19 protein-coding genes are annotated in these 21320 nt (G+C 69.9%); 2 read left to right on the top strand and 17 right to left on the bottom strand.

Translation table 11 applies throughout. The annotated features are described in order from the left end of the window. Positions 1-3: 3 nt before the first annotated feature. From ATL40_RS05745 to ATL40_RS05675, 15 genes are all read right to left on the bottom strand, one after another. Positions 4-1098 (bottom strand): PrsW family intramembrane metalloprotease, encoded by a 1095-nt coding sequence (locus ATL40_RS05745; RefSeq protein ID WP_098468697.1) that lies wholly within the window; start codon positions 1096-1098, stop codon positions 4-6. 54 nt (positions 1099-1152) lie between these two features. Then, positions 1153-1707 carry a hypothetical protein gene (locus tag ATL40_RS05740; protein WP_098468696.1) on the bottom strand — a complete coding sequence of 185 codons (555 nt, stop codon included), beginning with the start codon at positions 1705-1707 and terminating at the stop codon, positions 1153-1155. Next, positions 1704-2828: a glycosyltransferase family 4 protein gene (locus tag ATL40_RS05735; protein WP_245866805.1), complete on the bottom strand. Its 1125-nt coding sequence runs from the start codon at positions 2826-2828 to the stop codon at positions 1704-1706. The genes ATL40_RS05740 and ATL40_RS05735 overlap by 4 nt, the downstream gene beginning before the upstream one ends. Further along, positions 2825-3772 (bottom strand): phosphatidylinositol mannoside acyltransferase, encoded by a 948-nt coding sequence (locus ATL40_RS05730; protein ID WP_098468694.1) that lies wholly within the window; start codon positions 3770-3772, stop codon positions 2825-2827. The genes ATL40_RS05735 and ATL40_RS05730 overlap by 4 nt, the downstream gene beginning before the upstream one ends. Further along, positions 3769-4398, bottom strand: a complete 630-nt coding sequence (gene pgsA, locus ATL40_RS05725; protein ID WP_098468693.1) for a phosphatidylinositol phosphate synthase — start codon at positions 4396-4398, stop codon at positions 3769-3771. Before pgsA ends, ATL40_RS05730 begins: the two co-directional genes overlap by 4 nt. Further along, positions 4392-4970, bottom strand: a complete 579-nt coding sequence (locus ATL40_RS05720) for an HIT family protein (protein ID WP_245866802.1) — start codon at positions 4968-4970, stop codon at positions 4392-4394. The genes pgsA and ATL40_RS05720 overlap by 7 nt, the downstream gene beginning before the upstream one ends. A 3-nt stretch (positions 4971-4973) precedes the next feature. Then, positions 4974-6974: a threonine--tRNA ligase gene (thrS, locus tag ATL40_RS05715; RefSeq protein WP_098468692.1), complete on the bottom strand. Its 2001-nt coding sequence runs from the start codon at positions 6972-6974 to the stop codon at positions 4974-4976. 61 nt (positions 6975-7035) lie between these two features. Then, a complete protein-coding gene (locus tag ATL40_RS05710) occupies positions 7036-8202 on the bottom strand; it encodes an MFS transporter (RefSeq protein WP_143556872.1) in 1167 nt (388 codons plus the stop codon). A gap of 29 nt (positions 8203-8231) precedes the next feature. Beyond that, on the bottom strand, positions 8232-8867 hold the full coding sequence (locus tag ATL40_RS05705; protein WP_098468690.1) for a DUF624 domain-containing protein: 636 nt from the start codon (positions 8865-8867) through the stop codon (positions 8232-8234). Beyond that, positions 8864-10822, bottom strand: a complete 1959-nt coding sequence (locus ATL40_RS05700; protein ID WP_098468689.1) for a DUF4962 domain-containing protein — start codon at positions 10820-10822, stop codon at positions 8864-8866. Before ATL40_RS05700 ends, ATL40_RS05705 begins: the two co-directional genes overlap by 4 nt. Then, a complete protein-coding gene (locus ATL40_RS05695; RefSeq protein WP_098468688.1) occupies positions 10819-12564 on the bottom strand; it encodes a heparinase II/III domain-containing protein in 1746 nt (581 codons plus the stop codon). Before ATL40_RS05695 ends, ATL40_RS05700 begins: the two co-directional genes overlap by 4 nt. Then, a complete protein-coding gene (locus ATL40_RS05690; RefSeq protein ID WP_098468687.1) occupies positions 12561-13325 on the bottom strand; it encodes an SDR family NAD(P)-dependent oxidoreductase in 765 nt (254 codons plus the stop codon). The genes ATL40_RS05695 and ATL40_RS05690 overlap by 4 nt, the downstream gene beginning before the upstream one ends. Before the next feature lie 39 nt (positions 13326-13364). Next, positions 13365-14303, bottom strand: a complete 939-nt coding sequence (locus tag ATL40_RS05685; protein WP_098468686.1) for a carbohydrate ABC transporter permease — start codon at positions 14301-14303, stop codon at positions 13365-13367. Continuing rightward, a complete protein-coding gene (locus tag ATL40_RS05680) occupies positions 14303-15229 on the bottom strand; it encodes a carbohydrate ABC transporter permease (protein WP_098468685.1) in 927 nt (308 codons plus the stop codon). Before ATL40_RS05680 ends, ATL40_RS05685 begins: the two co-directional genes overlap by 1 nt. A 63-nt stretch (positions 15230-15292) precedes the next feature. Then, on the bottom strand, positions 15293-16609 hold the full coding sequence (locus tag ATL40_RS05675) for an ABC transporter substrate-binding protein (RefSeq protein ID WP_169925887.1): 1317 nt from the start codon (positions 16607-16609) through the stop codon (positions 15293-15295). Positions 16610-16897: 288 nt separating this feature from the next. Here ATL40_RS05675 and ATL40_RS05670 point away from each other — a divergent pair, with 288 nt between their 5' ends. Continuing rightward, complete coding sequence (locus ATL40_RS05670) at positions 16898-17953, top strand: LacI family DNA-binding transcriptional regulator (RefSeq protein WP_098468683.1); 1056 nt, start codon at positions 16898-16900, stop codon at positions 17951-17953. After that, positions 17950-18894 carry a sugar kinase gene (locus tag ATL40_RS05665; RefSeq protein WP_098468682.1) on the top strand — a complete coding sequence of 315 codons (945 nt, stop codon included), beginning with the start codon at positions 17950-17952 and terminating at the stop codon, positions 18892-18894. The genes ATL40_RS05670 and ATL40_RS05665 overlap by 4 nt, the downstream gene beginning before the upstream one ends. A gap of 3 nt (positions 18895-18897) precedes the next feature. Here the strand turns inward: ATL40_RS05665 and ATL40_RS05660 are convergent, their stop codons facing one another. Together ATL40_RS05660 and ATL40_RS05655 are read right to left on the bottom strand one after the other, a co-directional pair. Further along, a complete protein-coding gene (locus tag ATL40_RS05660) occupies positions 18898-19989 on the bottom strand; it encodes a mandelate racemase/muconate lactonizing enzyme family protein (RefSeq protein ID WP_098468681.1) in 1092 nt (363 codons plus the stop codon). A gap of 4 nt (positions 19990-19993) precedes the next feature. Further along, entirely contained in the window at positions 19994-21154 is a 1161-nt protein-coding gene (locus ATL40_RS05655) for a glycoside hydrolase family 117 protein (protein WP_098468680.1), read from the bottom strand. Positions 21155-21320: the final 166 nt, after the last annotated feature.

Below are 21320 nucleotides of genomic sequence, written 5' to 3'. Positions count from 1 at the left end.
AGGTTAGCGCGCCGGCACCAGAGCCGATCGTGATCGCGCGATGGAGTCCAGCAACTGTGCCTCGGAGCGGTGGTGGTGGCGAAGGTCCGCTCGTCCCAGCACGGCGCGCTGCCGCAGGAACGCCAGCGACGTCGAGTCCCGGATGAAGGTGCGCATGCCCGCCCGCGCCGCCGGTGAGGTGGCGCGGGCCCATCGCCGAGCGCGGGTGCGTTGCCGCAGGGAGGCGAGCATCGCGATCTCCTGCTGGTTGAACCATCCCACGGCCGCGTACTCCTGCAGACGCGCGGCGATGACGCCGCTCTCCTTGCGGCGCAACCAGACCACCAGGACGATCGCCCCGAGGAACACCGGCACATGCACCAGCGCGTAGATGAGGAAGAACTCATCCCCCGAGACCAGGGTCGCGCTCCCGTTCCAGGCCGCGTGGGAGAGGATCGCGCCCAGCAGGCCCAGGGGGTAGCGCCACCACAGGCCGGCGCGATGGCGCCCGGCGGCGCTCCCTACCGCGATGCCGATGCAGATCGTGAACAGGACATGGGCGAACGGTGACAGGACGCCGCGCATCAGGAAGATCGTCGGGAGGTGCTCGGGCGCCTGACCGAAATAGAGGATGTTCTCCACGAAGGCGAACCCGGCAGCGATCGTCGCCGCGTACACGATGCCGTCAACGACACCGTCGAAGAAGCGCGGCCGCACCAGGAAGAGCAGCAGGACGCCCAGGCCCTTGATGCCCTCCTCCACGATCGGTGCCGACACGATCGGGGTGGCGAGCACGGCGTCATCGGCGGAGCCCGTGACCTCCCACGCCACGACCTGGAAGAGGCTGTTGAGCACCAGGGCCACGATGACGCTCACTCCCGCGCCCCACAGCAGCGCCAGGAGGAGCAGGGAGAACGGCTCCGGCTCCCACCGGTCGAGCCACGCGATAGCGGCGAGTACGACGGCGAGGGGAACCAGGGCGAGCAGGAAGCCCCAGGCCGCCGGACCCGGACCCGTCAGGGCCAGGACCGCGCCGAGGCTCGCGAGGACCACCACACCCAGCACCGCCGCGATGACCGTCGCCATGACCGCGCCCGCGCGCGAGGCCCTCTCCCCCATGGATGTCCACACTAGCGTCCCGCACCATCGTGACCGGGATCCGGTGAGGGCGCCTCAGGCCGTGGGCAGTGCGTCGTCCAGGTCCACCATGCGCGGCATGGGGGCGTGCCCCGCGAGCCGCAGCAGCCGCACGGAGAGTTTGCTGCGCAGGCGGATCGTCTGAGCCACCGCATCGTTGTGGAAGCGGCGGGCGTACCCCGCGCGGCGCCAGGCGGTCAGCACGTCCGCCACGAGCGGGTCCTCGGTGAGATCCGCGCCCTGCAGCCCCTCACGCAGCACGCGCGTGAGATCGGACTCCGCCTGCTCACGGTGAGGGCCGAAGTGGTCACCGGCCAGCACGTCGGGCAGCGCGGCGTCCGACGGCATCGGGTCGTGGGAGAGGCACTCCTCGGCGGCCCCACCCAGGAGGATGGAGGTCGCCGGGTCCAGGATCCCGGACCGCGCCAACTCGGCCGCGAGCCCCGCACGGCGCAACAGTTGCGCGTCCAGTGTGGCGGCGGACCGCGTGACCTTCTGGTGCAGCAGGTCGATGCGGTTGGCGCGGGCGAGGGTGAGCCACACGCCGATACCCACCAGGAGCACAGCGACGAGGGCGATCTCCGCGGTCACGGTGCCGCCACCTCCCCCACGGCCAGGCCGTAGACCTCCAGGACCCGTTCGGTGACCACGTCCCAGTCGAAGCGGCGCGACCACCGGTCGGCGTGGTCGCGCAATTGCGCGGCCCGGGCCGGATCGGCCAGTACCCGCGCGACCGCTGCGGCCAGGGCTGCGGGGTCGCCCGTGGTGAACAGTTCACCGGCGCGGCCCTCGTCCAGCACGCGGCGGAACGCCGACAGGTCGCTCGCGACCACCACGGCGCCCGCCGACATCCCCTCCACCAGCACGATCCCGAAGCTCTCCCCACCGGTCTGCGGCGCGATGTACACGTCGGCGGAGCTCAGCAGTCGCGCCTTCTCCTCCTCGGAGATCTCCCCCAGCAGTTCCAGGGTGTCCGGATAGGTCTCCTGGACCTCGCGGGCCCGGCTCATGTCGCCCCGTCCGGCCACGAGGATCCGGATGCCGGGAACGGCGTCCACCAGGGCGGGCATGGCCTCCAGCAGTACGCCGAAGCCCTTGCGCGCCTCGTCGGTGCGCCCGAGGAAGACGGCGGTGGGGCGCTCGGGTGTGCCCTGCCACTGTGGATCGGCGGCAGCGGCGCGGAAGACCCCGGTCTCCACGCCGTTGGGAACGATCACGGCGTCGCCACCGATGTGCTCCACGACGGTGCGCCGGGCCTCCTCCGAGACCGCGATGCGGGCCGAGATGCGCTCGAGGAAGCCCCGCACGATCGGGTAGGCGGCTCGCATGGCACGGGAGTGGTCCGTGGCGGTGTGGAAGGTCCCCACCACCGGGACGTCGGCCTGCGCAAGGGCCAGCACCGAGAGCGAGGGGCTCAGGGGCTCGTGGATGTGCACCACGTCGAACTCCCCCGCCTCCAGCCAGGAGCGGACCTTGCGGGCCGTGACCGGCCCGAAGGAGAGCCGGGCGACGGAGCCGTTGTAGTGCACCGCCACGCTCTTGCCGGTGCTGTCCACGAACGAGGGCACGGTGGTGGCGGGGTCGGCGGGGGCGAGCACCCGGACGTCGTGTCCGCGGTCGATCAGCCGCTGCGCGAGGTCGAGCACGTGGATCTGCACGCCACCGGGGGCGTCCAGGGAGTAGGGGCAGACGATCCCGATGCGCATCCTCATCCCTCCCCGTGGGAACGAGCCAGGCGCTCCATGTCGAGGTCGGCGTGGAAGACCTTCTGCAGCATGTGCCAGTCCTGCGGGTGCTGCGCGTAGGCCGCCATCAGCACGTCCACCCAGTCCTGGGTGATCTCCTGGACGCCACGGCGCTGCCCGGACTCGTCGTGGGTCGCGATCGCCGGCAGCAGGCGGATCACGAGCCCCCACCGCGAGCCGGCCGCGCGCCGCTGCTCGCCCCGCAGTCGCTCGTAGTGCACATCCACCGGCACCAGGGGGAATCCCGTCGCCAGGCTGAGCGCGGCCGGCCCCGCGGCCACCCGGGCCGGCAGCCCGGCGATCTGCACCTCCACGCCGTGCCTGGTCAGGTCGCGGTCGGAGAGCAGCGGGACCACCTGGGGCCGCTCCCCCGCACGACGCAGCAGGGTGCGGAAGGTGTTGCCGTCCTCCAGCGGCACGATCTCGATGCCGAGGGAGTTGCGGAACGCCACGAACTGCTCGTACAGGCCGTCGGGGAGCTTCTCCGCCACGGTGAGCACGGGGCCGAGGTCGTAGGCGGCCCAGGCACCGGCGAGGTCCCAGTTGCCGCTGTGCCCCAGGGCCATGACCACCGAGTCACCGCGCGTCAGGACCTCGGCCACGGCGGGCACCCCGGTGGGTCGCACCCGGGCGAGGACCTTCTCGCGGGAGAACCCGGCGACCTGGAACGCCTCCACGAAGTAGCGCATGTAGGAGCGCATCCCGGCGCGCGAGAGTCGGCGCAGTTCGCGGGCGCTCAGTCCGGGTCGGATCCGGGCAAGGTTGCGCTCGAGCTGCTTCACGCCGTCGGTGTGCAGCAACCAGGTGACGTCGGCCGCGACGGCGCCGGCGGCCTGCGCCGGCCACTCCGGCAGCCGCGGCGCGATGCGCCAGGCCCAGGCGTATAGGTCGGTGCTGGTCGGGAGTCTCACTCCGTCTCCTCCGGGGGGTCGAGGTGGGCGGGGTGGATCTGGGCGCGCACGTGCCAGATCCGGTGGATCGAGGTGGTGAGGGACAGCAGCGCGAGCACCCCGAGCACGACGACGAGGACCACCTGGGGCACGCCGAGGCCGACGATGCCGGTGGCCACCAGGGCGATGAGCAGACGGTCGCCGCGCTCGGCGATGCCCACCGTGGCGCTCGCCCCGACCGACTCCGCCTTCGCCCGCGCGTACGGGACGATCGAGCCGAAGACCAGGCACGCCAGGGCGAAGGCGGCACCCCACATCTCGTCCTGGGACACGAGGTACCAGGTCAGGGCGCCGAACACGGCGCCGTCCGCGTAGCGATCCAGGACCGAGTCGAGGAAGGCACCCCACGGTCCGCTGCGCCCGGCCGCCCGCGCCATCGCGCCGTCGATGACGTCGAAGAGGACGAAGAAGGTGATGACCATGGTGCCGGCGAACAGGTACCCGCGGGCAATGAACCCGAGCGCACCGACCACCGCCCCGAGGGTGCCGATCACGGTGACGGCGTCCGGGCTGATACCCATCCGCAGCAGGGCACGCGCCAGCGGGTCCAGGATCCGCGAGACCACGGCGCGCAAGTGCTTCAGCATGTCGTGACCGCCTCGACCTCGGCGTGCTCGGCCCACGCGGCGGCCAGGCGGTCACGGGTCTCTCCCAGCAGCTGCGGCACCGGCTTGGTGCCCGCCACGATGGGCATGAAGTTCGCGTCGCCCTGCCAGCGGGGCACCACGTGCTGGTGCAGGTGAGCGGCGATGCCCGCTCCCCCGACCGCACCCTGGTTCACCCCGAGGTTGAACCCGGCCGGCGCGGAGGTGGCGCGCAGCACCCGGATGGCGCCCTGCGTCATGGCCCCCACCTCGGCGAGCTCCGCCGTCGTGAGTTCGGGGTATCCCGCCACGTGCCGGTAGGGCACCGCCATCAGATGGCCGGGGTTGTAGGGGTAGAGGTTGAGCACCACGTAGGCCAGGTCCCCCCGGGCGACCACCAGTCCGTCCTCGTCACCACGCGCGGGGATCGCGCAGAACGGGCACTGCCGGGGGGTGTCGTCCGCCGGCTTGTCCGCACCGTCGATGTAGACCATCCGGTGCGGCGTCCACAGTCGCTCGAAGCCGTCCGCGTCTCCCGCGAAGTCCGCCGCGCGCTCACCGCCGGTGGCTGCCACGTCTCACACCTGCACGCGGTCGCGGATGGCCGCCTGGATCCGCTCGATCGCCTCGTCCAGTGGCACGCCGTTGTCCTGGCTCCCGTCCCGGTAGCGGAAGGAGACCGACCCGGCCTCGGCGTCCTCACCGCCGGCGATCAGCACGAACGGCGCCTTCTGCCTGGCCGCGTTGCGGATCTTCTTGTTGAAGCGGTCGTCGGAGGCGTCCAGTTCGGCGCGCACCCCCAGCGCCTTCAGCCGCGAGACGAGGCTACCGAGATAGTCGTTGAAGGGCTCCGCCACCGGCACCGCCAGCACCTGCACCGGTGCGAGCCAGGCGGGGAAGGCTCCGGCGTAGTGCTCCAGCAGCACGGCGAAGAACCGTTCGATCGAGCCGAACAGGGCGCGGTGGATCATCACCGGGCGTTGCCGGGAGCCGTCCGGGGCGGTGTAGGTGAGGTCGAACCGTTCCGGCAGGTTGAAGTCCAGCTGGATGGTGGACATCTGCCAGGTGCGGCCGATGGCGTCCTTGGCCTGCACGGAGATCTTCGGCCCGTAGAAGGCGGCCCCGCCCGGGTCCGGCACGAGATCCAGGCCGGAGGCCACGGCGACCTCGCGCAGGGTCTCGGTCGCCTCGGCCCACACCTCGTCCGAGCCCACGGACTTCTCCGGGTTGCGCGTGGAGAGCTCGAGGTAGAAGTCGTCCAGGCCGTAGTCCTTCAGCAGGTCCAGCACGAAGGTCAGCAGCGAGGCGAGCTCCTCACGCATCTGCTCGCGGGTGCAGTAGATGTGCGCGTCGTCCTGGGTGAACCCACGGGCGCGGGTCAGCCCGTGCACCACACCGGACTTCTCGTACCGGTAGACCGTCCCGAACTCGAACAGCCGCAGCGGCAGCTCGCGGTAGGAGCGCCCCCGGGAGTCGAAGACAAGGTTGTGCATGGGGCAGTTCATCGGCTTGAGGTAGTAGTCCTGACCCTGCTTGGTGATGTTCCCGGCGGCGTCCCGCTCCTCGTCCAGCCGCATCGGGGGGTACATCCCGTCCGCGTACCAGTCCAGGTGCCCACTGGTCTGGAACAACTGCGCCTTCGTGGCGTGCGGGGTGGTGACGAACTCGTAGCCCGCGGCCAGGTGGCGGCGCCGGGAGTAGTCCTCCATCTCCATGCGCACCATCGCACCGCGGGGATGGAAAACCGCCAGCCCGCTGCCGATCTCGTCGGGGAAGGAGAACAGGTCCATCTCGGCACCCAGGCGTCGGTGGTCGCGTCGCTCGGCCTCCGCCAGGCGCTCCTTGTAGGCGGTCAGCGCCTCCTTGCTCGGCCACGCGGTGCCGTACACGCGCTGCAGCTGGGCGTTGGCCTGATTCCCCTTCCAGTACGCGGCGGCGGAGCGCATCAGCGACCAGCCGTTGCCGAGCACCCGGGTGGTGGGCACGTGCGGACCGCGGCACAGGTCCTTCCACGCGACCTCGCCGCCGCGGCGCACGTTCTCGTAGATCGTGATCTCGCCGTCGCCGATCTCCACGGAGGCGCCCTCGGTGGCGGAGGCCTCGGTGTCCTCGACGTCCAGCAGTTCGCACTTGTACGGCTCCGCCGCGAGCTCCGCCAGGGCCTCGGCGCGGGTGACCTCGCGGCGCACGAAGGTCTGGCCCTCCTTGACGATGCGCTGCATCGCCTTCTCGATGGCCTTGAGGTCCTCGGGGGTGAAGGGCTCGGCGGCGTCGAAGTCGTAGTAGAAGCCGTCGGTGATGAAGGGTCCGATGCCCAGGGTGGTCCCCGGGTAGAGCTGCTGCACGGCCTGTGCCATCACGTGCGCGGCGGAGTGGCGCAGGATGTTCAGACCGTCCTCGCTGTCGATCCGCACGCGCTCCACCACGGCGTCGGCGGGCAGCTCACGCGCGAGGTCCCGCAGGTCGCCGTCGACCCGGACCGCGACGACGTCGCGTTCTCCCTGCAGCAGGGTGGTCGCCGTGGTGCCCGCCTCGATCTCGGTGGTGACGCCGTCGAGGGTGAGGGAGATGCTGGGCACGGGTGGGGCTCCGAATCGCGTGGGACGGTCGGGCGCACGCGGCGCCCATGGCCTCACCAGGCTACTGGGTGCCGGACGTCGCCGCCGACGGCGGCGCGCCCCCGGGGCCCCGGGTCCACAGCAGGGTCGCGACGGCGAGGCCCACCCCGACGAAGACGAACCACACCGCGGTGGACAGCGCTCCCCCGCCACCGGCGATGGTGTAGAGCGCACCGCCGGCGAGATTCCCGACGATGCCGCCGATCGCGCGGGCCAGTCCGGCCGCACCGAAGTAGGTGGCGATCGAGTGCGGCTCGGCGAACTGGGAGATCAGGGAGTTCACCGTCGGTTGGGTGAGCATCTGCCCCACGGTGAAGACCAGGGCGCCCGCCACCAGGCCGACGACGGAGTCCCACAGCCCCATCACCGCGATCCCCGCGCCCAGGGAGAGTCCCCCGAGCGCGATGACCCGACCGGGAGGCAGGTGGCGGGAGGCGAAGCCGGTCAGTGGCAGCATCGTGGCCACCATGAACACGGCCGCGCTGGTGTACACGAGGCCGACGCCGAACGAACCGTCCAGCACGGCGGCCGCACGCACGGGGACCACGAGGTAGAGCTGTCCCGAGAGCATCCACACGGTGCCGACCATGGCGAGCATCGGCACGAACCGTCGGTCCCGCAGCGCCGCACCGATCTTGGCGCGTTCCTTGCCGTGCGCCAGCGACACGGGCGGCAGACCCACCACGGTGATGACGAACGCCACGAGGAACAGGGTCGCCGAACCCAGCGCCACCCAGCGGAACTCCAGGCCGGCGAGGAGTCCCCCGATCATCGGCCCGAGCACGAAGCCGACGTTGGAGTAGAGCTCGCGGGTGGCGTACACCCGGGTCTGATCGCGCCCGGCCGAGAAGGCCGCGTACGCAGCATAGCTCGCCGGGTGGAACAGGGCGCCACCCAGGCCCGCCAGGATCGACCCCGCCACCAGGATGGGGAGGCTCTCGGTCAGCCCCAGCACGGCGAAGCCGCTCGCCCGGATCAGGACCCCGCCGCTGATCGCGGTGCGGTAGCCGATCCGGTCGGCGATCCATCCCGCGATCGGCTGCGTGCCGTTCTGGGCCGCCCCCCGGATCGCGGCCAGCATCCCGACCACCGCGACGGCGAGCCCGAGGTTCTCCAGGAAGTGGTAGGCCAGCAGCGGCACCAGCATGTAGAACCCGACGGCCATCGTCAGGGTGTCGGCGTAGAGCACCCAGAGCGCGTGGCGCGGTGCGACGCCTCTCACGCGGCGTCGGCGGGGCCGGGCTTGGCGATGAAGGTGAGGACCGCCAGGTAGATCGGCAGCGAGAGCACGAGGAACGGCCCCAGGGTCCACAGCACGACGCAGGCGCCCACCACGGCAACGGCGAGGATCAGCACGAGCAGCGCACGCAGCGGAGCGCGCATCACCAACTCCACGGCGACCCGGGACCACTCGCGCATCGAGGCCTGGGGTTCCAGCGCACTCGCGACCGGGACCAGGAGGCCGAGCAGGAGCACCACGAGCGCCACCGGGACGGTGGCCCCGGCGAGCAGCACCGCCGGCTGTGAGCCTTCCTGCCCGAACTGCGCGGCCAGGAACAGACTGTTCAGCACGAGCACCACCACCACGAGGCCGAAGAGCAGACCCCAGGCCCAGGTGCGACGCCAGGTGACGCGCAACTCGCGCAGCAGGTTGGTCACCACCGCGTCGTCCTCCTCGGTGCGCCACCTCGCCATGGATCGACCGAGCGCGATCAGCACCGGAAGGAGGGTGACGACGGGGATCGCCAGGAGGAAGGCGACGATCCCGCCGAGCACGAGGTTGGCCGGGACGGCCAGGACGCGGAGCGTCCCGGCCTCCCAGCCTCCACCGCGCCGCTGCGGACGCTCGCTCACTGGACGCTGTGCCCGCGGAAACCGGGACCGGTCACGCCCTCGCCGCTCATCTGCGCCAGTTCGGTGTCCAGGGTGACCGTCTCCGTCACGCCGCGATGGGTGATCGTGATGGTCACCTGGGTACCCGACTCCGAGACGGCCACCTCGGCCGGATCCGCCGCGAACCACGGCCGGGGCTGCAGCACGGAGACGAAGCGCGCGGTGGTGGACCGCGGGCTGGAACGCCGCAGGGTGTGCTGCACCTTCTCGATCGCCAGGCTCGGCGTGGAGGAGGTCGGGTTGGCATGCACCGCGGTGACCACCGACTCCACCTGCTCCCCCTCACCGATGGCACGCACGATGAGTCGGCCGCTGCCGGCGTCCGCGATCCACTGACCGCTCTCGCCCAGTTCCACCGCAGGGTTCTCGGTCTGCAACAGCCAGGTCCACACCCGGGGCTGGGCGGCACGCAGATCATCCAGGAGCACCAGGTTGCCGCGCGGGGTGAGCACCAGGTGTCGGCGCACGCGCTCGACGCCGAGCTCGCGGTCGTACATCGCTTGCGTCTCGCTCACCGCGTGGGTCCACCCGCCCTCGACACTCGCGGTGAGGATCTCGGCGGTGTACTCGTGTGCCAGGTCCTCGTAGACGTGGTATCGGTCCTCGTTCACGAAGCCGTTGCCGTCGACCAGGATCGCGTTGTGGTGCTCGGTCTTCTTGCGCGAGGAGTAGCCCTCGTCCAGCGCGAGGTAGGCGCCGTACCCGAGCAGGGTGTAGGTGCCGGCGTCCGGGTGGTGGTGACCGGCGTTCAGGGTGCTCCAGCCGGTCTCCTTCTTCAACCGGTGCGAGGTCTCCCACGCCTTGTGGCCGCCACCCGGGGATGCCTTGAAGGAGACCATCACGGCGTCGGGATCCCAGGAGGTGCGTCCCACCACGAGGCCCAGGTCGGTGAAGTACCGGCTCGCGGGGAGTTGGTAGGGGTCCTGGCTCGGCGCCGTGGGGTCGAACCACAGCAGTTCCTGGTATGCCTCGGCCCGTACGCCCGGGCGCACGTCGCTCTCGTAGGCCTCCCGCCAGAAGAAGTTGTCCACGACCGTGTCGGCCAGCCACTGGCACTGCGGGATGCGGTACTCCGAGGCCAACTTGTAGTACATCGCGACCGGGTGCCCACTGCGTCGGTCGTGGCAGTCACCGTGGTTGATGATCCGCTCGAGGTCGGGGGCCGCCTGGTAGAGGCGGTACCAGAACGTCTCGCGCAGGTAGTCGCTGCGGGCGAACCAGTCGATGCCCTCCTGCTGCTTCAGCAGGTCCAGGTAGATCACCAGCCACGGCACGCCGTAGCGCCAGTACACCACGCCCTCGTTGTTCGAGCCGTCCTCGGTGAGCATGTCCAGGACCGTGTCGAAATTGGCCTTGGCCCGCTCGGTCCACTCCCGCGCCGGCGGGTGCTCATCGGCGAGTGCGTACCCGACCGTGGCCAGACCCGCGTAGCAGATCCAGTTGTGGTTCTGCCAGTAGGAGACCGACCACCAGCCCCCCTCGGAGCCGACCGCGAAGTCGTACAGGCGGGTCCCCTGCAGGATGAGCTTCTCGCGCAGTGCCGTGCGCTCGCCCTCGCTGAGGGCGTCGCCCGCCCAGGTGTAGGCCTGCCCGAGTCCGTGGCACAACCACCCGGCGTCGAGGTCGTGGTCGGGAAGGTTCGCGCGGCCCCAGTGCGGGAAGGACAGCGCCGGCACCAGGTAACGACGCAACTCCTGCAGGTACTGCTCCTGGCCGGTCAGCCGGTAGGCCAACGCCAGGTTGGCGGCGCCGGCACCGATCCAGGTGATGGAGGCCAGCGGGTGCTCCTGCGGCAGTTCGAGCGTGCGCAGCCGCTCGCACTCCTCCAGCAGGCGGCGCAATTGCGGCCGGCGGACGTCGCGCAACTCTGCGCGCAGCTGGTCCTCACGGTCGGCGAACAACAGGGGGCGGGTCATGAGGTTACCTCGATCGTTCTCTCCCCGGCGGGAGTGTTGAGTCGGACGATCACGCGCTCTGGCGCGTCGATCTCGATGGTGCAGGGCACAGGGACGCCCTGCTGGTAGACGGAGACGAACTCGGCGCGGGGCGCCTGGACCTTCCAGTCCGCAAGGGTGCGGACCCTGGCCGGATCCTCGGAGGTGCCGCGCCCGGGCACGGCCTGGAGCGCGGCCTCGGGCCGGGCGGCGTGGGTGCCGTGCAGCTCGGCCCCGGTGTCGCAGCGCCATCGGGTGCTGGACACCTCACCGGCGGTGGCGATCTCGAGGTCGACCGCGGGACGCAACGCGAGAGCGAGGTTGCGCGGCGAGTCCGCTTCCACGCGGAACACGTCCACCACGACCCCGTGCTCGATGGTCACGCTGCGCTGCATCCGGATCCCCGGGTAGGGCTCGGCTTCCGCCAGCAGGCGACGCCCCTGGGGATCCCAACTGCGGATCTCCCCGGTGGTCGCGTCCTGATCCACATCGTCCACGCGGACGGTGGGATGCGCCAGGGTGCGGGCGTAGTACCCCCGCCGTAGGCCGCTGGCGTAGGGCGGCACGCCCGGTGCTGGCTGCCACGCGGCATTCCCGTACAGATACAGACCGAGCTTGTCCAGGTGTCCGTGGGAGCCGCCGTGCTCCCCCGCGTCCACCACCACCTGGATGCTGTCGGCCGCATCCCGCAGCACGGCGTAGCCCATCGAGGGGTAGTGGACGCAGCCGCGACTCACCTCGACGACGCCCTCGGGCGAACCGGTGAACCAGTCGCTGAGCAGGCGTTCGAGGCCGTCGTCCCACTCCCCGAGGCTGGCGCGCGCGAACTGCGCCACGCGTTCCAGGCCGGTGGAGGTGAACAGCCCGGAGGCCAGGGCATCGATCTCCAGGACCTCGCGGTGCGCCAGCGGGCGGTCGTAGGGCCCGTCGTGGATGGCGGGGAGCCGGCCGTCGGGCGCGGCCACCTCGGCGAGCACCCGCACCATGGCCGCGAGCCGCTCCCGGACCTGTGGGTCCAGCGATCCGGCATCGGCACCACGACGAGCCAGCAGGTGGCCACGCAGCACGAACAGGTGGTAGTAGGTGCTGCCCTCCCACTCCCAGCCATCGGCGGTGAGGCAGCACGCCAGGTGTCGGTCCGCACGCTGCACCCACAGCGCCGCGCGCTCGGCCGCCCCCTGGGCCTGCGCCACGAGCGAACCGGCTGCGCACAACCACGCGGTGTAGTTGTTGCGCTCGTCGTCGCGCTGGTCGACCAGCACGTGGTAGGCGTCCTCGAAGGTCTCCGCGAGGCCCGCGAGCAGGTCGGCCACCCCGGGTCGGGTGTGCTCGGGGTCGACCAGCAGCACCGCGTCGGCCACGAGGACCGCCCACTGCGCCTCGGTCAGCGCCTGCGCGAACATGCGCCCCCGCAGCATCCACGCCTCGGCCGACTCGTTCCAGCCCGGGCCGACCACGGTTGCGTAGACGCGGGCGATCTCGTCCAGGATCTCCAGGGCGGCCTGGCGGTCGGCGGAGTCTCCCGTGCGTGCCAACCGCCGCAGTTCCCGGGCCGCGGCCTGGTGCTGCAGTGTCCGCCAGGCTGCGTCGTAGCGGTCACCCACCACGACGCAGCCCCGCGTGCAGCCGTGTCCGGCATCGGCCGGGCCGGTGAGCTCGGTGTCGTGGGTGGGGCACACGTAGTCGTGCCACCAGCCACCGGCGCGATCCGGAACAGCGATCATCGGAAGTTCAGACCCCCGTTGATGTCCATGACCTGACCGGTCACGTAGGACGCGGCGTCCGAGGCGAGGAACGTCGTCACACCGGCGACGTCCTCCACGCTCCCGGCGCGACCGAGCGGGATACCGGCCACGATGTTCTTCTGCGCCTCTTCGGGCGTGAAGGTGTTGTGGAACGGGGTGTCACCGATGAAGCCCGGGGCCAGCGCGTTCACCGTGGTCCCCGTCGGCGCGAGTTCCTTGGCCAGGCCCCGGGTGAAGCCGATGACGGCGGCCTTCGCTGCGGCGTAGGCGACCGATCCGTTCCCGCCACCGTTCTCCGCGGCCAGGGAGGCGAGCGAGACGATGCGACCGTTGGCCGACTCGGTGAGCGCGGGGATGGCGGCGCGGGTCGCATAGAACATCGAGGACACGTTCACAGCGAACACCTTGTCCCAGTGCTCGTCGGACATCTCCGCCACGGTGTGGCGTCCCACGAGGTTGCCCACGTTGTTCACCAGGATGTCCAGACCACCGAGCTCGGCGATCGCGGCCTCGACCACAGCGGTCGTGGCAGTGGAGTCGGTCATGTCGCCGGGGATCGCCACGGTGCGGCGTCCCATGGCCGTGATCTGGGCCACGACCTCGTTGGCGCTCTCCGCGCTGCCGTAGTAGTGCACCACCACATCGGCTCCGGCCTGCGCCAGGCCGAGGGCGAGCGCCGCCCCGATCCCGTGCCCGCTGCCCGTGACGAGCGCCTTACGACCTTCAAGCGTGTTCTGCATGTCTCCTCTTTCGTGTGGTCGGTCCGGGGAGGACCCGGACTACTTGATGCCCGTGTTGGTGAAGCCCTGGATGAAGTACTTCTGGGCGAAGATGAACAGGAGGACCATAGGCACGGTGGCCAGGGTCGTGCCCGCCATCAGGTACTGCCAGGCCGTGGCGTCCAACTGCTGGAACACTGCCAGGCCGACCTGGATCACCCGCAGGTTCTCCGAGGTGGTCACCAGGAGCGGCCACAGGAAGTTGTTCCAGCTCTCCTGGAAGGTCAGCAGACCGACCGTGGCGATCGCCGGCTTGATCAGCGGGGTGTAGATCTGCGCGAAGATCCGGAACTCGCCGAGGCCGTCGATGCGGGCCGCCTCCTCCAGTTCCTTCGGCAGCGAGAGGTAGAACTGGCGGAAGAGGAAGATGGACGTCGCGGACAGGCCTCCGGGGATGAGCAGGGCCCACCAGGAGTCCAGCCAGCCCGATCCGCCCTGCCCGAGGATGTCGTTGCCGCCGAAGAGCGGCATCATCTTCACGATCAGGAACTGCGGGACGATCTTGGTGTAGGTCGGGATCATCAGCATCGCGACCATGGCGAGGAACACGATGTTGCGGCCTCGGAACGGGATCCGCGCGAGGGAGTAGCCCGCCATGGAGCCGAACACCAGGGTGATCAGGGTGTGCCCCGTCGCGATGATGAAGCTGTTGCGGAAGTACAGGTCGAACCGCGCTGCGTCCAGGGCCTCGGGGTAGTTCTCCCACCGCCACTCGGTCGGGAAGAACGTGGGCGGGTTGGCGGCGAGTTCCGCGTTGGTCTTCACCGAGGTGAAGATCATCCACAGGAACGGGATGATCATCGTGATCGCGCCGACCATCAGCAGCACGTGCAGGATGATCGTCGAACGCGTCTTGGCCCCCTTGGCAGAGGTCGTACGCGGGGCCTTGGGCGTCGCGCCGGGCTCCTCGTCGAGCACCAGGTCAGTCGTGGTGGACATCAGTCATCCTCTCGCGTCACGCGGCGACCGGCGAGGGTCATCACCAGCAGGAAGGCGAACAGCACCACGGACTGTGCTGATGCCAGGCCCATGCGGAACTTCTCGAACGCGGCGCGGTAGACCTCGTAGGTCATCATCGTGGTGGCGTTCGCCGGTCCGCCGTTGGTCAACACGTAGATCTGGTCGAACACCTGGAAGGCGTTGATGATCGAGATCACCAGGACGAAGAAGGTCGCGGGCTTCAGCATCGGCACGGTGATCGCGAAGAACTTGCGCACCGTCGAGGCCCCATCCATCGACGCCGCCTCGTAGAGGCTCTCGTCGACGTTCTGCAGCGAGGCGATGTAGATGAGCATCTTGATCCCGATGCCCTGCCACGCGCCGACCAGGATGACCGACCACAGCGCCCACTCCGGATCCACCAGCCACGCCTGGCCGGGGATGCCGAACAGGCCCAGGAAGGCGTTGAGCAGGCCCTGTTGCGGGTTGAAGATCCACAGCCACACCATGGCGATCGCCACGGTCGCGGTGACCTGCGGCAGGAAGAACGCGGTGCGGTACCACTTCTGCAGCTTCAGGCCCGTGTTCAGGGCCACGGCGATCACCAGGGCGATCGCCATGGAGACCGGCACGGTCCAGAAGGTGTAGACGATCGTGTTCCACGTCGCCTTGCGGAACACCGGGTCCTGGAAGATCTCGACGTAGTTGTCGAACCAGATCCAGTTCGGCGAACCGAGCACGTTGTAGTCGGTGAAACCGAGCACGAAGGTCGCGATCACGGGGATCGTGGTGAAGATCCCGATGTGGATGAGCGACGGGGTGACCATCCACCAACCGGTGCGGCGCAACTTGCGTTCGGCGGGTGAGGTCTTGTTCATCTTGCGGGGCGGTGCATCCGCCCTGGCGAGCTTCTCCGTTGTAGCCATGGCCTCCTGCTTTCTACGAGGGGGTGTCCGGGCGGATGTGCCCGGACACCCCACATCGATCCGTTAGGAGCGAGCCAGCGTGGACTCGACGAGCGCGGCGAGGTCGTTCAGGGCTTCCTCGGGCGTCTTCTGCTGCAGCAGTGCGGACTCGATCGCGGGAGCGAAGTCACCGCGGACCTCGAGCCAGGAGGCGGGACCACCCTCGCGCTGGGCGTACTCGAGGTTCTCCAGCGAGAACTGCACGAATCGGTTGGACTCCACGTACTCGGTCTCCAGCAGCTCCTTGAGCGCGGGCACGTTCCCTCGCTGCTCGTTGGCCGCCAGCGCGATGTCGGGGCTGGTGAGGAACTCCAGGAAGGCCTGGGCGGCCTCGGGGCTGCTCGAGTTCGCCGACCGGGTGGCGAAGGTGCCGCCGAAGAACATGCCCGGCTGCTCCCCGGTGATCAGGAAGGGCTCCATGTGCTGCAGGATCTCGGGGTCGACGTCCTCGGCCTGGGTCCACAGGTTGTTGTGGGACAGGCCCATGGCGGCTCGACCGTTGATCAGGGGGTGCACGGCCTGGTCGGTGGACGCGAACCCGATGTCCTCCACCTTGTAGGTGTTGATGAGTTCGGTCATCAACGTGAGCGCATCGATGCCGGGCTGCTCGTTGAACGCCGGCGCCGTGTTGTCCTCGTTGAACAGCGCGCCGCCCGCGGAGAACAGGAAGGTCTCGAAGACCTGCCGGGAGTCGTTGGAGAGCAGGTCGAACCCGGCGCGCTCCAGCGTGCCACCGTTGCGCACGGTGAGCGCCTCGGACATCTCGATGAGCTCGTCCCAGGTGGCGGGCGGGGCGTCGTAGCCGGCCTCCTCGAGGATGTCCATGCGCGCGATGCCGATGCGGGTGTCGAGCATGATCGGCACGCCGTACACGCCGCCGTCGTACATGCCGGCCTCCACGATGGTCGGCTCGTAGGACTCCAGGAGCACGTCCTGGGTCAGCCCGAGGTCCGACATGTCGGCGAGGAAGTCCTTGGCGGCGAAGCCCTCGATCCACCCCACGCCCATCAGCATGACGTCCGGGACCTGCCCGGAGACCGCGGCGGTGGTCAGCTTCTCGTTCAGGTTGCCGTAGGTGGTGTAGTCCACCGAGACCTTCACGTTGGGGTACTCGGCGTAGAACTGCGGGAGCAGTTCGTCCTCGAGGAGCTTCTGCCCCTCGGTCCCCTCGAAGATCGGGGTGAGCAGCGAGATCTCCCCGGAGACCTCGTCGGGGTCGACGTCCTCGAGCGAGCCCGAGGTGTCGGAGTCCCCGGAGCTGCAGGCAGCGAGGACCAGTGAGGCGGCAGCGAGCGAAGCGATGCCGGCGAGCGGTCGGCGGAGGTGCCGGGTATCGATCATCGTTGATCCAATCGTCGTGTGCGGTCGGCGGGGTGCCGGCGGGTCTGACGGTGACCCTGGTGCAACGGTGCACCAAACTAGACACCACCGGACCCCGGCGTCAAGGGAAACCCACCGGTGTGACGATTTACTCGACGATCGTGACCGTTCTGTGACCATCGCCACAGCCCCGGCCGTCCCGGGCCGGACCGCCCCTGATCGACTGCGGCCCCACGCTAGGAGTAGACTCACTGCAACGATGCACTAGCATGTCCGACGACACCCCACCGCTGACGTTGGAGGAATACCGTGGCACGCGTCACCATCCAGCAGGTCGCCGAGGCCGCTGGCGTCTCCCCGAGCACGGTCTCGAACGTCCTCAACGGGCGCACCAACCGCATGGTCCCAGCGACCAAGGAGCGCATCGACCGGGCGATCGCCGAGTTGGGATACCATCCGAACAAGGCTGCGCGGCAACTACGGACCGGGCGCACCCAGACGATCGGACTCATCGTGCCATCCGTGGGCAACCCGTTCTGGGGCGCCTTCGCGCGAGAGCTGGAACTCGCGGCGATGACGGTGGGGCACAATCTGCTGCTGTGCAACTCCGAGCGTGACGCGGAGCGCGAGCGGCGCTACGTCCAGGAGTTGTGGGAGGACGGGGTGCGCGGCATCGTGCTGTGCTCCTCCCTCCCGACCCTGGATCACGTGGCCGATATCGTGGCGCGCGGGCTACGTCTGGTGACCTTCGACCGTCAGGCACAGCCGGGCGATCCCGAGAACGTGATCAGCGTGAGCATCAACAACCTCGTCGGGGGGCACCTCGCGACCTCTCACCTCCTGGAACTGGGGCATCAGCGCGTGTCGTTCGTGTCCGGCTCGCTCGCCTCGGTCAACCGCGCCGGTCGATACCGGGGCTACTGCATGGCGCTGGAACAGGCGGGCCTGGACCCGGCCGAGATGCCCGCGTGGACCGGCGCGGATGCACCCGCCTTCGGGGACGTCGAGGCCGCCGAGGTCGGGCGTCGCGCCGCCCACGCCCTCTTCGAGGACCCGGCCACCGCGCCCACCGGCGTCGTCGCGATCAACGACATGACGGCTCTGGGACTGTGCCGGGGCCTGCGCGACCTCGGTCTCCAGGTCGGCACCGACGCCTCGATCGTCGGGTTCGACGACATCGTGCTCGCCGAACTCTACGATCCGCCGCTGACCACGGTGCGCCAGCCGATCGCCCGCATGGCGGCCCTCGCCCTGGAGGAGATGCTGGACGACACCGGCGAGGACCCGGGACGCACCGTGCTGCTGCGCCCCGAACTCGTCGTCCGCGGATCCACTCAGGCGCCCCGCGTGGGGGCCTCCCGATGACCGGGGTCCTGACCGTGGGTGAGTCCATGGCCCTGGTCGGCTCCTCCCGTCCTGAGCCACTGCATGCCGGAGCCACCATGACCCTGGGGATGGGGGGCGCGGAGAGCAACGTCGCCATCGGGCTGCGCCGGCTCGGTACCGCAGCCACGTGGGTAGGGCGGTTGGGCGAGGACTCCGCAGGCGACCTCGTGGAGAAGGTCCTGCGGGGCGAGGGTGTCACCACCCGCGCCCTGCGCACCCGCGATGTCCCCACGGGTCTCATGCTCAAGGAGCAACGCTCCACGATGGAGACCCGGATCTGGTACTACCGCGCGGGGAGCGCGGGTTCGCGGCTGCGCCCGGGGGATGTCACGGCGCAGGAGGTCGCCGAGGCCGATCTCGTGCACCTGACCGGCATCACCTCGGCGCTGTCCGCCTCCGCCCGCGACCTGGTCCTGGACACCGCGCGACTGGCCGCCGACGCCGGCGTCCCGGTCTCCTTCGACCTGAACTACCGCTCCCGCCTGTGGGACGAGGCATCGGCGCGCGCGCTGTATGCGCGCATCGTGCCGCAGTGCGCGATCGTGTTCGGCGGACTGGAGGAGGTGGAGATCCTGATCGGACCCGAGACGGACCCCGTCCGCGCCGGTCACGCTCTGCGCGCTCTCGGCGCCGGTATCGCGGTGGTGAAGCTGGGGGCGCAGGGCGCCGTCGCGGTATGGGACGGCGGCGAGGTGCGGGTACCGGCCGTCCCGGTCCAGGTCCGTGACACGGTGGGTGCCGGCGATGCCTTCGTCGCGGGGTTCCTTGCCGACCACCTCGCCGGGAACGACGTCGCCACCGCGTTGGCGACGGCGGCCTCGGTCGGGGCGTATGCCTGCACCGGGGACGGCGACTGGGAGACGCTGCCCACCCGTGCCGACCTGAGGCGACTGGGCGGAGCCGAACCCGTCACGCGCTGAGGCTCACGCCGCGCAGGCGTGGGCCAGCCGGTCGAAGTCGAGGAGGACGCCGTGCCCGGGGGTGTCGGGCGCGCGCACGTGCCCATCGATGATCGCCATCGGATCCGCCATGTACTCCTGGAGACCGAAGCCGTGCGCCTCCATGTAGGTGCGTGTCCCGGTGGCTGCCATCGCATGCACCGTGAGATCGTGCACCCCGTGGGAGGTCAGCCGGAGGTTGTTGGCCTCGGCCAGCGCCGCGACCTTGCGGAAGGTGGTGTAGCCGCCGATGTTGCTGACGTCGGGCTCGGGCAGCGTGAGGGCCTCGGACCGGATGGCGTGCTCGAACTCGTACAGCGTGTGCAGGTTCTCCCCACCCGCGATGGGATGGTGTCCCTCGCGCACGATCCGGGCGTATCCGCGCACGTCGTCCGGGATGGTCGGCTCCTCGATCCACCCGAGGTCGAACGGCGCCAGGGCACGGCAGGCACGGAGCGCCTCGTCCACCGACCACCGCATGTTCGCGTCCACCATCAGCGGGAAACCCGCACCCAGGTGCTCTCGCATCGCGGCCACGCGGGCCACGTCCTCGCGCAGGTCCGCACGACCGACCTTCATCTTGATCGCGCGGAAGCCCTCGGCGAGGAACGCGTCGGCCTGACGCCGCAGATCGTCCACGGGCAGCTCGAGATCGATGCCCCCCGCATACACCGGGACCCGCGGGTCGTGGCCTCCGAACAGGACCCACAACGGGAGGCCTGCCCGGCGGCCCAGCAGGTCCCACAGCGCGATGTCGACCGCGGAGATCGCCGAGGTGGCGTGCCCTCCTCGACCCGCATAGTGCAGCCGCCACCACATCGTGTGCCACAGATGCTCGATGCGGCCCGCCTCCACCCCGATCAGGGCATCGGCGAGGTCGCGTTCGATCATGGTCGCCACCGCGGCACCGCCGTGGTTCACGGTGTAGGTGTACCCGGTGCCCAGGAGTCCGTCGGAGTCCAGAACCCGCACCGTGATGAGATCGAACGCCACCATCGGTCCGTGCATGGCATCGGTGAGCATGGTGCGCAGGGGAACGCGGAACAGGTCCGTCTGGACGCGTTCGATGGTCGCCATCGGGTCACTCTCCTTCGTGCGCTCGGGGCGCCGGTAGCGCCCGCGGCGCGGGCAACGGTGTGGTCTCGGGACTGCGGCCCGAGGAGTACAGCGTCTTCTGACGTTCGTCCGCAGCGAAGCCCTGGATGAAGTGCCAGGGTCCGGTGACGTCGTGGCACAGCCCCCACCGGATACCGTCCAGCGGTTGCAGCGCCGCTCCCTCCAGGCGGAGCGGTCCCGGCGCCACCGGCGGCGCGGGCACATGGGCCATGATCGCGAAGTCGACCCCGTTGGGCGCGAACTGGATGGTGTTGCGCTCCGGCCCGTCCGTGGTGAGCAGTGCAGCGATGCCCTCGCCGTACCGCCACAGGCAGGTCTCATGTCCGCTGTTGGTGACCGGATTCGCCGCGCACCTGCGGTAAGGCCCCTCGATCCGATCCGCCACGGCCAGACCCCAGCGTGTGGTCCGCCCTCCCGCCGAGAATCCCTCGCCCATCTGCTCACCCTTGTAGTAGAGGAAGAACCGGTCACGGAACGGGATGAGGATCGGATCGTGCACCTTGAGGCTGTCGAACGAGCCACGCGAGGACACCGCGAGCCTGTCGTCCGCGGTACCTGACCACTCACCGTCCGCGCTGGGGCGCAGGATCGGCGCGTCGCCGCAGCGCCACGGACCCTCCGGCGCGTCCGCGACAGCGAGCGCGATCGACTCCTGACTGCGCAACCGGTAGGGCGCCTGGACCACCTGGTAGACCAGGAAGAAGCGACCCTCGTGGTGCAGGACCTCCGGTGTGAAGACGCTGCGGTCGTCGTATCGTCCGGCCTCTCCCCGCCCGACGGCGCGACCGCGCTCGACCCAGGTCTGGCCGTCCTCGCTCGTGGCGAACCAGATCTCCGAGAGGTCCCACGGGAACACCTTGGCGGCGGGGTCCTGTGTGCCGAAGCCGGCAGTCTCGCCGACCGAGCGGGTGTACCAGACGTAGTACCGGCCCTCGATGGTCAGGACGGAACTCGGGTCCCGACGATGGACGCCGGCCTCCTCCCCCAGTCCGCGCACCGGGAAGGTCACGAAGTCGGTGAACCAGGCGGTGTCCGTCGGGTAGGTGCGCGCCCGACGGGTCGCCGCACTCTCCGCAGCCGCACTCTCCGCAGGGGACCCCGAGGCGTCTCCAGGCCATTCACTCATCGTCACTCCATCGTGGTGAACCGGTTTTCTAGACCATAGCGCAGGAGACCCCTCGAAGCAAAGCCGAACGAGTAGGACACATCAGGGAGGGCAACAGCACCGAACCTGCTCGCGGAGCCACGCCTGTTCTCGCGATGTCGTGGAGACGCCGCAGCCCCCAGGCGTA

It is taken from the genome of Serinibacter salmoneus, assembly GCF_002563925.1.
Lineage (GTDB): Bacteria > Actinomycetota > Actinomycetes > Actinomycetales > Beutenbergiaceae > Serinibacter > Serinibacter salmoneus.
This window is presented reverse-complemented; position numbering and strand designations above follow the sequence as displayed.

Coding starts and splice junctions, on each gene's coding strand:
- ATL40_RS05685 (WP_098468686.1), bottom strand. CDS start 14,303: ATGTCCACCACGACTGACCTGGTGCTCGACGAGGAGCCCGGCGCGACG.
- ATL40_RS05690 (WP_098468687.1), bottom strand. CDS start 13,325: ATGCAGAACACGCTTGAAGGTCGTAAGGCGCTCGTCACGGGCAGCGGG.
- ATL40_RS05665 (WP_098468682.1), top strand. CDS start 17,950: ATGACCGGGGTCCTGACCGTGGGTGAGTCCATGGCCCTGGTCGGCTCC.
- pgsA (WP_098468693.1), bottom strand. CDS start 4,398: ATGCTGAAGCACTTGCGCGCCGTGGTCTCGCGGATCCTGGACCCGCTG.
- ATL40_RS05695 (WP_098468688.1), bottom strand. CDS start 12,564: ATGATCGCTGTTCCGGATCGCGCCGGTGGCTGGTGGCACGACTACGTG.
- ATL40_RS05700 (WP_098468689.1), bottom strand. CDS start 10,822: ATGACCCGCCCCCTGTTGTTCGCCGACCGTGAGGACCAGCTGCGCGCA.
- ATL40_RS05675 (WP_169925887.1), bottom strand. CDS start 16,609: ATGATCGATACCCGGCACCTCCGCCGACCGCTCGCCGGCATCGCTTCG.
- ATL40_RS05745 (WP_098468697.1), bottom strand. CDS start 1,098: ATGGGGGAGAGGGCCTCGCGCGCGGGCGCGGTCATGGCGACGGTCATC.
- ATL40_RS05660 (WP_098468681.1), bottom strand. CDS start 19,989: ATGGCGACCATCGAACGCGTCCAGACGGACCTGTTCCGCGTTCCCCTG.
- ATL40_RS05680 (WP_098468685.1), bottom strand. CDS start 15,229: ATGGCTACAACGGAGAAGCTCGCCAGGGCGGATGCACCGCCCCGCAAG.
- ATL40_RS05655 (WP_098468680.1), bottom strand. CDS start 21,154: ATGAGTGAATGGCCTGGAGACGCCTCGGGGTCCCCTGCGGAGAGTGCG.
- ATL40_RS05735 (WP_245866805.1), bottom strand. CDS start 2,828: ATGAGGATGCGCATCGGGATCGTCTGCCCCTACTCCCTGGACGCCCCC.